This window comes from Aeromonas sp. 3P (genome assembly GCF_051919745.1).
Taxonomy (GTDB): Bacteria; Pseudomonadota; Gammaproteobacteria; order Enterobacterales; family Aeromonadaceae; genus Aeromonas; species Aeromonas veronii.
This window is the reverse complement of record NZ_JBQBED010000001.1, coordinates 1,464,578-1,477,788: the sequence shown is the minus strand read 5'-3', so window position 1 is coordinate 1,477,788 and position 13,211 is coordinate 1,464,578. Positions and strand designations below refer to the sequence as shown.

Here is a 13,211-nt window from a genome sequence, read left to right as displayed (position 1 = left end):
GTTTCATCGTCGTAACAAACACAGGGATAGCGCCATGAGCAAAATTTTTGAGGACAACAGCCAGACTATCGGTCACACCCCGCTGGTTCGTCTCAACCGTGTTACCAAAGGTCGCGTGCTGGCCAAGATCGAGAGCCGCAACCCCAGCTTCAGCGTCAAGTGCCGTATCGGTGCCAACCTGATCTGGGATGCCGAGAAGCGCGGCATCCTGACCAAGGGTAAGGAGATCATCGAGCCCACCAGCGGCAACACGGGTATTGCTCTGGCCTTTGTCGCGGCAGCTCGCGGCTATCCCATCACCCTGACCATGCCGGCCACCATGAGCCTGGAGCGCCGCAAGCTGCTCAAGGCGCTCGGTGCCAATCTGGTGCTGACCGAAGGGCCCCTCGGCATGAAGGGGGCCATTGCCAAGGCCAACGAGATCCTCGAATCCGAGCCGGGCAAGTATGTGTTGCTGCAACAGTTTGAAAACCCGGCCAACCCGGAGATCCACGAAAAGACCACCGGCCCCGAGATTTGGGATGCCACTGACGGCGAAGTGGATGTGTTCGTGGCCGGAGTAGGTACCGGCGGCACCATTACCGGTGTCTCCCGCTACCTGAAGAAGACCCAGGGCAAGGCGGTGGTCTCTGTCGCGGTCGAACCGGCGGAGTCGCCGGTCATCAGCCAGAAGCTAGCCGGGGAAGAGATTAAACCCGGCCCCCACAAGATCCAGGGGATCGGCGCCGGCTTTATTCCGGGCAACCTGGACCTCTCCCTGATCGATCGGGTGGAGAAGGTGACCAGCGATGAAGCCATCGAGATGGCTCGCCGCCTGATGGAGGAGGAGGGGATCCTGGCCGGTATCAGCTCCGGTGCTGCGGTGGTGGCTGCCAGCCGTCTGGCCGAGCTGCCGGAATTTGCGGGCAAAACCATTGTGGTCATCCTGCCGAGTGCGGCGGAGCGTTACCTCTCCAGCGCCCTGTTTGCCGGGGTGTTCAGCGAGCAGGAACTGCAGCAGTAACTGATCGGAATCTTTCAAAACAGCGGCGCTCCCAGGAGCGCCGCTTCTTTATGGGCTAGACTCAACCCCTGTTAGTGTCACTTGATCCTTATTTTTTGGGGTAAAATAACAAGTTCCGGAGTGAGAAAAAAAGCAGACATTCCGCTCTAAATCTCATATCCTGTGCGGCGTCACGCGGTGTTTGCTGGCTGGGTATCACAAAGTAACAAAGTGTTATTTTTCGTTATAAAATAATTTCAGGCCAGTCCTGATGCGGCTTGTAGCCCAATAACTGAAAATTGCCAACCAGCGCGCCGATTACTGCACAGAAACTTGACCTGGATTAAACCATTGCGGGTCTGCTTTCGTTACTTTACAACATATCCATACTGACACGGTGGGTCAGGTTGCTTCAAAAACGACCAACCCACCAAAAAATATCAATAATATGGGGTGAAACCATGTACGAGAAGTCTGTTGTTATTACTGCTGAAAACGGCCTGCACACCCGTCCGGCAGCTCAGTTCGTGAAAGAAGCCAAAGAATTCCAAAGCGAGATCACTGTGGTCTCCGGTGGCAAGTCCGCCAGCGCCAAGAGCCTGTTCAAGCTGCAGACCCTGGGCCTGACCAAGGGTACCAACGTAACTATCCAGGCTGATGGCCCGGATGCTCAGCAAGCTGTTGAGAAGCTGGTTGCCCTGATGGACGAGCTGGAGTAATCCAGCTTTAGATTCCTCCCCCACAGTCGTTTTAATAGGAAGGATTATGATATCTGGCATTCTTGCGTCCCCCGGTATCGCATTCGGTAAGGCGCTTCTTCTGAAAGAAGATGAAATCGTTATCAATCAGGGCAAAATCTCTGCTGACCAGATTGATGTCGAGATCAACCGTTTCCTCGAAGCTCGTACCAAGTCAGCTGCCCAGCTGGAAGCCATCAAAGAGATGGCCGGTCGCACCTTCGGTGAGGAAAAAGAGGCCATCTTCGAAGGCCACATCATGCTGCTCGAAGATGAGGAGCTGGAAGGGGATATCAAATCCTTCATCAAAGAGAACAAGGCTTCCGCTGACAAAGCCATCTATGAGGTGATCGAACAGTACGCCAAGATGATGGCCGAGCTGGATGACCCTTATCTGCGCGAACGCGCTACCGACTTCCGTGACATCGGTACCCGTCTGGTCAAGAACGTACTGGGCATCGCCGTTGTCAACCTGAGCACCATCGACGAAGAGGTGATCCTGGTCGCCAAAGACCTGACCCCGTCTGAAACCGCTCAGATCAACCTGAAATATGTGCTGGGTTTCGTCACCGACATCGGTGGCCGTACCTCTCACACCTCCATCATGGCCCGCTCCCTGGAGCTGCCGGCCGTGGTAGGCACCAACGACATCACCGAGCGCGTCAAGAACGGTGACATGCTGGTGCTGGATGCGATCAACAACCAGATCATCATCAATCCGACCGCTGAACAGCTGACCGAAGCCAAGAAGTTCCAGGCTCAGTTCCAGGCCGAGAAAGATGAGCTGGCCAAGCTGAAAGATCTGCCTGCCATCACGCTGGATGGTCACCAGGTCGAAGTGTGCGCCAACATCGGTACCGTCAAGGATACCGAAGGTGCCATCCGCAATGGCGCCGAAGGCGTGGGTCTGTACCGTACCGAGTTCCTGTTTATGGACCGTGACGCGCTGCCGACCGAAGAAGAGCAGTTCAAAGCCTACAAAGAAGTGGCCGAAGCGATGCCGGATCAGCCGATCATCGTGCGTACCATGGACATTGGCGGCGACAAAGAGCTGCCGTACATGAATTTCCCGAAAGAGATGAACCCCTTCTTGGGCTGGCGTGCCGTGCGTATTTTCTTCGACCGCGAAGACATCATGCACGCTCAGCTGCGGGCCATTCTGCGCGCCTCTGCCTTCGGCAAGCTACGCATCATGTTCCCGATGATCATCTCTGTCGAAGAGTTCCGTAGCCTGAAAGCTACCGTAGAGACGCTGAAAGCCGAACTGCGTGCCGAAGGCAAAGCCTTTGATGAATCCATCGAAGTGGGTATCATGATCGAGACCCCGGCCGCTGCCGTGATGGCTCATCATCTGGCCAAGGAAGTGGATTTCTTCAGTATCGGTACCAACGACCTGACCCAGTACACTCTGGCTGTCGATCGTGGTAACGAGATGATCTCCGCCATGTACAACCCGCTCTCACCCTCCGTCCTGACCCTGATCAAGATGGTTATCGATGCGTCCCACGCCGAAGGCAAGTGGACCGGTATGTGTGGTGAACTGGCTGGTGACGAGCGCGCTACCCTGCTGCTGCTGGGTATGGGTCTGGATGAGTTCTCCATGAGCGCCATCTCTGTACCGCGTATCAAGAAGCTTATCCGCAACACCAACTTCGAAGATGTGAAGGCAATGGCTGATCAAGCACTGAGCTTTGCCACCGCCGCTGAAATCGAAGCATGCGTAGATAACTTTATTAAGCAGAAAGCAGTCTGCTAAGATCGGCTGCAAACAGCGACAAATCATCTCTAGGAGCTTTATATGGGTCTGTTTGATAAACTGAAGAAACTGGTTTCCGACGATAGCTCTGACACCGGCGGCATCGAAATCTTTGCTCCGCTGTCTGGCGAAATCGTGCCGATCGAAGATGTGCCTGACGTTGTCTTCGCCGAGAAGATCGTTGGTGACGGTATCGCCATCAAGCCGGCTGGCAACAAGATGGTTGCTCCGTGCGATGGTACCATCGGCAAGATTTTCGAGACCAACCACGCGTTCTCTCTGGAATCCGACTCCGGTATCGAGCTGTTCGTTCACTTCGGTATCGACACCGTTGAACTGAAAGGCGAAGGCTTCAAGCGTATCGCTCAGGAAGGTCAACAGGTCAAGCGCGGCGACACCATCATCGAGTTCGATCTGGCCGTTCTGGAAGCGAAAGCCAAGTCTACCCTGACTCCGGTTGTCATCTCCAACATGGACGAGATCAAAGAGCTGATCAAAATGACTGGTGCCGTGACTGTGGGCGAGACCCCGGTTATCCGTATCAAGAAGTAATGCCAGGCTGGCTCACGCCAGTTGCGCAGTAAAAAACCGAAGCCTTGTGCTTCGGTTTTTTTATGGCCGCGAGTCGGCTTTCCTTTCTGGTGATCACTCTATTCCGTCGAGATGACAACCCGGTTACGCCCCTGATCCTTGGCCTGATAAAGGGCCCGGTCGGCCATCATCAGCAGATAGTCGATGCTCTCCTGCCCCTTCATGCTGGCACACCCCAGACTGATGGTGAGGGAGAGCTGCTTCCCCTGCCATGGCAAGCGGGTGGTACTGACATGCTGGCGCAGCTGTTCGGCGCGCCGTGCCGCCTGTTCAATATCGCAACCAGGCAGGATCAGCAGGAACTCCTCCCCGCCCCAACGGGCCAGACTCTCCCCCGGCAACAGCTGGCCCGCCATGGCGTGGGCGACGGCGCAGAGCGCGGCATCGCCCGCAGGGTGGCCGTAGCGGTCATTGACCTGTTTGAAATGGTCGATATCTCCCAACACCACCGAGAGGGGCTCACCTTGCAACCAAAGGGCCTGCAGCTGTTGCTGGGCGCCACGCCGGTTGGTCAGTTCGGTGAGCGGATCGGTGCAGGAGAGGCGGCTCACCTCTTCCACCATGCACTGCAGGTCGTGGATATCGCGAAAGGTGACGATATGGCCATCCGGGATGGCATCGGCTCCCAGCTGGGCAGTGACGATAAACCAGCGTGACTGACCGCTCTTGCAGCGGATCAGCGCAGGCATTTCGGCGACCTCCAGCCCTTGCGACAAGCTCTGTTCCACCTGGGAGTGCCAGGAGTCGATGATGGTGCGGCGATACCCTTCATCCGGGTAGGCGACCTGAAACCAGGAGGCCATGTCCGGCAGATCGTCAAGGTTGTAGCCTAGCTGCTCAATAAAGGCTTTATTCAGAAAGCGGTGGCGCCGCTGCGGGATCATGTCGGGTGAGCAGCCATCGTGACGGGCAATAGATTCTGACACCAGAATAGGCAGCGGGATCACATCGAAGGAGCGAAACAGGATCTGTTGCAGTTCTCGGTCATTCATAGGAAAAGCGGCTCCACGATGCATCTTTTACATGCTTTACCATAGGTCAGACCTGTTTGGTGGTAAACCGATTTATAGCGGTTCCGCCGCCGGTTTTTCAGCCAATGGCAAAGGCGAGAAAACGGCGGAGTTGTTTGCCGTGGCCGTATCGGGTGAAAGCTGGGCAGGCTGAGGAGAAGGGGCGGGGCAAAAGGGTCAAAAAAACCCACATGGTCAGGCACATGTAGGTCGGGAAAAACCAGCCAGGGTAAAACAGACATTCCCTGTGTCGGTCATCTTCAGCTCAGGTGGAGGTGGTCCATCTGCTGGAGCTTTTCGGGCCAGGGCCCCTGCTGGTGGTCACCAAATCTTCACGCGCTCGGAAGGTGGCAGATAGAGCTTGTCTCCCGGCTTGATGGCAAAGGCGCTATAGAAGGCCGGCATATTGACGACGACGCCGTTGACCCGGTACTCCAGCGGCGAGTGGGGATCTGTCTTGAGCAGAACGGCCGCGAGCTCGGGCCGGTACTTCCCTTTCCACACCTGCGCCCAGCCGATAAAGAAGCGCTGCTCGGCGGTAAAGCCATCGAGCACCGCTGGCAGGTGGCTGCCCAGGGCGAGCTGGTACGCCTTGTGGGCGATGGTCAGGCCGCCGAGATCGCCGATGTTCTCGCCAAGGGTCAGCTGGCCGTTGACATGCTCCCCCTTGATGGGCTCGAAACGGTCGTACTGTTTCGCCAGTTTTTGTGCTCGGGCGGTGAACTCCTTGAGATCGGCCGGAGCCCACCAGTTGTGCAAGGCACCGTTGCCATCGAATTTGGCCCCCTGATCATCGAAGCCATGGCTCAGCTCGTGACCGATGACCGCGCCGATGGCGCCATAGTTGACCGCATCATCCGCCTTCAGATCGAAGTAGGGCGGTTGCAGTATGGCTGCCGGGAAGACGATCTCGTTGTTGTTCGGGTTGTAGTAGGCGTTCACCGTCTGCGGATTGTCGAACCACTCCTCCCGATCCACCGGTAGATGGAGGCGGGCAAGGTGCTCATTGTAACGCACCGTGGCCGCGCGCTGGGCATTGCCGACCAGATCATCGGGACGGATCTCGATTGCGCTGTAATCCTGCCACTGGTCGGGATAGCCGATCTTGACCCGTACCTTCTCCAGTTTCGCCAGCGCCTGCTGTTTGGTCGGGGCAGACATCCAGTCGAGCCCACCGATCTCCTGGCGATAGGCAGCGATCAGATTGCGTACCATGGTCGCCATCTGTGCCTTGGCTTCGGCCGGGAAGTAGCGCTCCACGTAGAGTTTGCCCACCGCCTGACCCAGATAGTCGTCCAGCACCTCCATGGCCTGCTTCCAGGGCTCCCTCTGCCGTGGGATGCCGCTCAGGGTCGTACCGTAGAAAGCGAAGTGCAGGGCATTGCTCTGGCTGTCGAGATAGGGCGCATAAGTGCGTAGCAGATGGAACAGGCAGTAGGATTGCCACTGCGCGATGCTGGTCTCCTGCATCACGGCGGTCAGCTTCTCCAGATAGTCCGGCTCACTGACGATGATCTCCGTTTCCCCGGCGATACCGGCCTCTGCCAAGTAGCGTTGCCAATCCAGGGTAGGCAGCAACTGACGGAGGCGGGTGAGGGGCAGTTTGTTGTAGGTGAGGTTGTCATCCCGCCGCTTGACTCTGCCCCACTGCAGGCTGGCGAGGCGGGTCTCCAGCGCCAGAATGCGATGGGCCTGTTCGCTTGCCCCCTCGACGCCGGCATGGTTGAGCAGGGCGGTAATGAACTGCTCGTAGCTGGCCCGCAGTGCCTTGCTGGCGGCATCTTCTTTCAGGTAGTAGTCCCGATCCGGCAGACCGAGACCGGATTGCTGCAGGTAGATCCCGTAGCTGTCAGGCTGCTTCTTGTCGGCCATGATCCCGATACCAAAGGGAGCGCCGCCCCCCAGCTTGTTAACACGGGCAAAGTAGGTGGCCAGCGAGGCGCCATCATGGATGGCCATGATCTCGTCGCGCAGTGGTTGAATGGGCGTCAGCCCTTTGGCATCCCGCCCGGCCTGATCCAGATAGCTGGCGTAGAGATCGGCGATCTGCTGGCGAGGGGTTCCGGCCTGTTGCGGGCGCTTGAGCAGCGCCTCCAGCAACCCCTTGCGATCCTTCAGCGACTTGTCCGCCAGCAGATTGCCGATGGTCTGCCCCGGCAGGTCATCCGGTATTTGGGTCTGGGCCAGCCAGTTGCCGTTGACGTGGCGAAACAGATCGTCCGCCGCGCGCACGCTGTTATCCATGCTGGCCAGATCCACCCCGGAGTGGCCGCTGGCGGCACCGACGCATGGCGCGAGGCCGAGCAGGGCCAGCACAATGAGGCTGGCGATCATGCTGCGTTGCTGTTTCATCGTGTGTGTCCTGTATGGAGAGTCGGTGGTGAATTGGCTATACCTGATGGTCAATCAGCTGCGAACGACCGAGAGGAAGCGACCGTCGTGATTGAAGGTGCAGGTAAAGTCGACCGCATCATCGTCGGTCTCGTACTGGCCATAGACCTTGTATCTGTGGCCACTCTCTTCTGCCGACGCGGTGGTGATATCGCGCGGGGAGACATGGAATTTGCTGGCCGCTTCCCCCGAGCAGTAACGGGGCATCTTGCTGGTGGCCATATGCTGGTCATCGCTATCGTCATGCTGGCCATCATGCTCGTGTTTGTTATCGCGGTGCTTTTTCCCGGCGTAATAGCCAGCGGCGCCGATGGCCCCCAGCGCAGCTGCACCTATCAGGACTTTCTTGGTGTCCATATTCTGGCAGCCGCTTAATGCCAGACAGGCGGCTATTCCCATTACCATCAAGGGGTGTTTCATCTCTCGGATCCTTTCAATTATCAAATGAGCAAGTCGGTGTCAGCCGGGTGGTGGTCACAGGGCCCGGCGCTGGAATGGCGCCACTTTGCAATGGACAGGATGAAGAGGACACTCAAATAAAATTAAAAAAAGTTATAAAAATCCGGGAGCCGGAGCGAGCGCGGTATGGGTAAGCGGTGAGGGGAGAAGGGCGCAGGTTTCATCTGTGCGGTAAGTAGTGGTGTGGGGCAAGTGTTTGTTTTTAGACTTTTATTTCTCTTTATATTTTATCAAGGGTGATGGCTGCCTGTTGTGCGGCGGCCAGCCATGTTGGCAATGGATAACAGTCTCTATCTTCATAAACAGGGCATAAAAAAGCCGCTCACTTGGGTGAGCGGCTGTTGTCATCAGATCAGTGCAGTTCGCTATCAGGCTGGCTGCTTGCCATCTTCCGCGGGCGGCGGCAGGGCGGCGGAGTTGGACTCCACCTTCTGCTCTTCGCCCTGCATGTTCTTGATGTAGACATCCATCTGGTTGAAGGCGATCTCGATGCCGTTCTCGCGGAACAGCTGGTCGATCTTGCGGTTCAACTCGTCCACCGCCGGGTTGCGATCACCCAGTTCGCTCACGAAGAAGCGCAGCTCGTGATCCAGCGTGCTGGCGCCAAAGGTGAGGAAGTAGACGATGGGGGCCGGATCTTTCAGCACGCGGCTGTTTTCGTCGGCCGCCTGTTTGAGCAGGGTACGGGTCAGTTCCAGATCCGAGCCATACGCCACGCCCACCCGCACGATCACCCGGGTGACGGTGTCACTCAGCGACCAGTTGATGAGCCGTTCGGTCATCAGCTGCTGGTTGGGGATGATCACCTCTTTGCGGTCGAAGTCGGTCAGGGTGGTGGCGCGAATGCGGATCCGCGAGACGGTACCGGAGAAGGAGCCGATGGTGACAGTGTCACCGATCCGCACCGGACGCTCGAACAGGATGATGATGCCGGAGACGAAGTTGGAGAGGATCTCCTTCATGCCGAAACCGATACCGACTGACAGACCACCCGCTACCCACTGCAGCTTGTCCCACTGCACGCCCATCATGGAGAGAGCGGTGAGGGAGCCAAAGCCGATCAGCACGTAGTTGAGCATGGTGGTGATGGCGTAGGCGGTCCCCTGAGCCAGGTTGAGCTTGGAGAGCACCAGCACCTCCAGCAAGCCCGGCAGGTTGCGCGCCAGTGACCAGGCACCGCCGAGCAGCAGGAAGCCGATCAGCACGTCACTCAGGCTGATGGGGAAGAGCACGGCGTTGGCGCCGGTGCCTTCGCTGCGGTGCCACAGCACCATACTGTCGAGGTAGGAGAAGACCGCGACCAGATCGGACCAGAGCCAGTAGAAGGCGACGCCGAAGATCAGCATCAGCACGGTACGGGTCAGACGCAGGGACTGCTGGCTGACATCCTCCAGATCCATGGGCTGCTCTTCAATGGATTCACCACCTTCCGCATCTTCCGAAGATTTGTGCTCACGCTTGGCCACCGCACGACGGTAGGCCAGACGACGGGCAGCCAGCTCCAGACCACGCAGGGCGGTGCGGTAGACCAGGCTCCAGATGATGATGAGGTAGAAGGATTCGATCAGGCGCCCGGTCAGCTTCAGCGCGGTGTAGTAGTAACCGAGCACGGCCAGCACAATCAGCGCCACCGGTGCCAGCGCCAGGGCAATGGCGATCAGCGACTTCTGCATGCTCGCCTCGCCCTTGATGCGGGCGCGGGAGATGGGGAACACCAGATAGGCGGCCAGCCCCAGCAGGGTCAGGGTCATGGCCTGGCCGATCACATCGTTGCCCAGGGTGGAGGGTTCAACCACCGCCTTGGTTGCGAGCATGATGAGCGGCAGCAGTGGCAACCAGATGTAGCGCATGCTGTTGCGCTTGGCCTGCAGCTCCGCTTTCGGGATCCGGAAGTGGGTTTCGGCGATGCCACCCGGGCGCATCACCGCCAGATAGACGCTGAACACCAGATAGCCGAGGGCGAGGTTCAGGGTGATTTGGAACATCAGCTTGGGACTGAGCAGACCGCAGTAGGTGAGCAGCAGACCGCCAGCCAGAATGAACATGCTGCCCGGCAGGCGTTGCAGCACGGTATAGAGCAGGGCGCGCGGGGTGTGCCACTGGCTGTCCTGACGGAAACGGCCAAGGTCCTTGGTGATCTTCTTCTCGCGCTCAACCAGCGCCGGACGTTTCCAGACCAGCAAGCCGCCGATCAGCAGCAGCGGGAAGGCGAGCAGGGAGATCCCCAGCAGCTCTTCGCGCCAGCGTTTCCAGTCCGGTTTCAATACCCAGTCGGAGGCCTGTTTGTAGGCCTGGGCGGGCCAGCTGATAAACCACTTGCTGTCGATGGGCTTGTTGCTGCTTACCCAGAAGATGTGTTGCTGCAGGGTAAATTCGATAGAAGCATAGACCCGTGCCAGCTGCTGCTGGGTCAGCTGCAGGCTGATGGCGTTGGTGAGCTGGCTGTCGAGTTGGCGGTTGAGCTGATCGAGCAGATTGATACGGGTATCGAGCAGCTTGGCAAGGCTCTGCTTGTCCTCCTCGCTGACCGGATCCTTGCTGCCGGCGATCAGATTGTCCAGATAGAGGTTCTTCTGGAACAGCTGGTCACGCTGCTGGCTCAGTTCAAACTGAGCCAGATGCAGATCGGCGATCTGCTCTTCCAGGTTTTTGACGGCGATGGTGGGTGCCGCTTCCAGCTGCTGGTAGAGCTGATAGAGGATGCGCGACAGCAGCAGATTGCCCTTGAGCATCTGCACCTGTTCATTGAGGTTGCGTTCGGTCTGGATGCCGCGCTCCAGCCAGCTCTTGGCTTGCAGGTTTTTCTGTACCAGCGAGTTGAGGCTGGTGGTGGCACCGATCAGCTGCTGGCTGAGCTGGTGGTTGAGCTCCTGCTCTTTTTGCACCAGCGGGCTGTCTTCGGTCGCCACCAGTTCACCGGTCTGCTCGGCGGTTTTTTCGGTGTCGCCGAGGCGCTTGGCGCTGCTCTGATCCTGCAACAGCTGCAGTTTTTGCTCTTCGCTGGCGAGACGGGCACTCTGGTAGTCGCGCTGCTTGATCGCCAGATCCTGCATGCTGGTACGGTTATCCAGCTCCTTTTGCAGGTGGGCCAGTTGCAGGTCGAGCAGGGCCAGCTCGGCACCGAGCTTCATCTTCTCGGCGCTGGAGACGCTTTCACCTGCGTTGAGGCGGGTACGGATCTCCTGACTGCGCTGGTAGGCGCGGCTCATGCTGGCCTGGGCGCGCTCCGGCAGGGTCTGCAAGCTGGTGAGCTGGCTGCCGATGGCGCCGAGGGCCTCCTGGGCCGCCTGCATGTTGGCCAGCACTTCTGGCTGACGGCTGTCGAGCTCTGCCAGACTCATGCTGGCGTATTCGCTCTTGATCTGCTCGGCACTCTTGCCCTTGGTCAGGGCATCGAGCTTGGCGCTGATCTCTCTGAGCTCGGTGGGCAGGTTGCGGATCCGCTGGGCCTGGGTCTTGGCCTTCGCCTCTTCCTTGTCGATGCTGTCGAGCAGTCCGAGGGTTTCGGTCAGCAACTTCTGATCCGCTTGCTGACTGACGGTCAGGGTCTCTGATTTACCCAGACCATCCAGCGCTCGCTGAACTGCGTTGCGAGAGGGGACATCTTGCGCCATGGCTTGCGGCATGCAGAGGCTGGCGAGGAGACAGAGCAGCGGCAACAGGGTGGCCGAGACTCTTTTAAAACGTATTGAGGGCATATAACTTCCGGGTTATTACGCGATATTCGGGAGATTTCCCGCATAGATTAAATTCGCGTGGATTCTAACACCGGGCTTGTCAGGTAAGCAGGGGGGAGGGACAAAAAAAACGGCGCCCGCAGGCGCCGTTTTCAACTCGTTCAGCTCTGATTAAAGAACGTGAACAGAAGCGGTGTTGGTGGTGCCGCTCGGTACCAGAGCACCGGAGACCATCACAACAACGTCACCTTTCAGACCCATGCCGATTTCCAGCGCGGCTTCTTTACCGATGCGATAGAAATCGTCGGTAGAGGCGATGCTGTCAACCACGTGAGCAACCACACCCTTGGTCAGAACCAGCTGGGCAGCAGTTTTCTTGTTGGTGGTGATAGCCAGGATCCAGGCTTTCGGGAAGTACTTGCGAATGGCCTTGGCAGACTTGCCGCCTTCGGTAGCGACCACGATCAGCGGGGCGTCCAGCTTCTCGGAGGTCTCTACGGCGCCTTTACATACGGCTTCGGTGATGCGCAGCTTGTTGCTGTCGTTGGCAGCAGACAGGTTGGACGGCATCACGGCATCGGTACGCTCGCAGATGGTGGCCATGATGGTCACTGCTTCCAGCGGGTACTTACCCTTGGCGGATTCACCGGACAGCATCACTGCGTCGGTACCGTCCAGGATGGCGTTGGCCACGTCACCAGCTTCGGCGCGGGTCGGACGCGGGTTCTTGATCATGGAGTCCAGCATCTGGGTGGCAGTGATAACCACTTTGCGGGCTTTGTTGCACTTGGCGATGATCATCTTCTGGGCGAAGATAACTTCTTCAACCGGGATCTCTACACCCATGTCGCCACGAGCAACCATGATGCCGTCGGAAACAGCCAGGATCTCGTCGAAGTTGTCCAGACCTTCCTGGTTTTCGATCTTGGAGATGATCTGGATGTTCTCGCCACCGTGGGCTTTCAGGTGTTCACGGATTTCCAGTACGTCTTCTTTCTTACGGATGAAAGAAGCTGCTACGAAATCAACGCCTTGCTCGCAACCGAAGATCAGGTCGCGCTTGTCTTTCTCGGCCAGGGCCGGCAGCTTGATGGAGACGCCCGGCAGGTTAACGCCTTTGTTCTCGCCCAGGTCACCGTTGTTCAGCACTTTACAGATAACTTCGCGCTCGGTGATTTCGATAACGTCCAGACCGATCAGGCCGTCATCAACCAGGATGCGGTTGCCGACGCGCAGATCGTTGGCGAAACCTGCATAGGTCACGGCCACTTTGTCTTTGTTGCCAACCACGGTCTGGTCGGTGGTGAAGGTGAAAGTCTGGCCAGCGACCAGCGCGACGTCGTTGCCGCCTTCCAGCTTCATGGTACGGATTTCCGGACCCTTGGTGTCCAGCAGGATAGCTGCGTGCTTGCCGGTCTCGGCCATCACAGCGCGCAGGTTGCTGATGCGGCTGCCGTGCTCGGCGTAGTCACCGTGGGAGAAGTTCAGGCGCATGACGTTCATGCCGGCGTCCAGCATTTTGGCCAGCATTTCTTTGGATTCGGTCTTCGGACCGATGGTGCAGACAATTTTGGTCTTTTTCATGTCAATCTTCATGGTTAAGGAATT

General features: G+C 58.0%; 9 protein-coding genes. 4 read left to right on the top strand and 5 right to left on the bottom strand.

From position 1 onward, the window contains the following. The first annotated feature begins 34 nt into the window (after positions 1-34). The 4 genes from cysK to crr all read left to right on the top strand — a co-directional run bounded on the left by cysK (position 35) and on the right by crr (position 4,027). On the top strand, positions 35-1,003 hold the full coding sequence (cysK, locus tag ACTG19_RS06550; RefSeq protein WP_047440293.1) for a cysteine synthase A: 969 nt from the start codon (positions 35-37) through the stop codon (positions 1,001-1,003). 440 nt (positions 1,004-1,443) lie between these two features. Beyond that, a complete protein-coding gene (locus ACTG19_RS06545) occupies positions 1,444-1,701 on the top strand; it encodes an HPr family phosphocarrier protein (RefSeq protein WP_005338266.1) in 258 nt (85 codons plus the stop codon). 46 nt (positions 1,702-1,747) lie between these two features. Beyond that, the gene (ptsI, locus tag ACTG19_RS06540; protein WP_101529807.1) at positions 1,748-3,475 is read left to right on the top strand and encodes a phosphoenolpyruvate-protein phosphotransferase PtsI; all 1,728 of its coding nucleotides are present in this window, start codon (positions 1,748-1,750) and stop codon (positions 3,473-3,475) included. 42 nt (positions 3,476-3,517) lie between these two features. Continuing rightward, positions 3,518-4,027, top strand: coding sequence for a PTS glucose transporter subunit IIA (crr, locus tag ACTG19_RS06535; protein ID WP_005338264.1), 510 nt, complete (start codon positions 3,518-3,520; stop codon positions 4,025-4,027). Positions 4,028-4,125: 98 nt separating this feature from the next. On the opposite strand, the gene ACTG19_RS06530 is transcribed toward crr, so the two are convergent. The 5 genes from ACTG19_RS06530 to pykF form a co-directional block, all read right to left on the bottom strand. Next, positions 4,126-5,058, bottom strand: a complete 933-nt coding sequence (locus ACTG19_RS06530) for a GGDEF domain-containing protein (protein WP_103251314.1) — start codon at positions 5,056-5,058, stop codon at positions 4,126-4,128. A 339-nt stretch (positions 5,059-5,397) separates the two neighbouring features. Further along, a complete protein-coding gene (locus ACTG19_RS06525) occupies positions 5,398-7,428 on the bottom strand; it encodes a M13 family metallopeptidase (RefSeq protein WP_439988902.1) in 2,031 nt (676 codons plus the stop codon). A gap of 54 nt (positions 7,429-7,482) precedes the next feature. Then, positions 7,483-7,887 (bottom strand): hypothetical protein, encoded by a 405-nt coding sequence (locus ACTG19_RS06520; RefSeq protein WP_439988901.1) that lies wholly within the window; start codon positions 7,885-7,887, stop codon positions 7,483-7,485. Positions 7,888-8,294: 407 nt separating this feature from the next. Further along, entirely contained in the window at positions 8,295-11,624 is a 3,330-nt protein-coding gene (mscK, locus tag ACTG19_RS06515) for a mechanosensitive channel MscK (RefSeq protein ID WP_201974877.1), read from the bottom strand. Between the two features lie 150 nt (positions 11,625-11,774). Further along, a complete protein-coding gene (gene pykF, locus ACTG19_RS06510) occupies positions 11,775-13,187 on the bottom strand; it encodes a pyruvate kinase PykF (protein ID WP_031227651.1) in 1,413 nt (470 codons plus the stop codon). Positions 13,188-13,211: the final 24 nt, after the last annotated feature.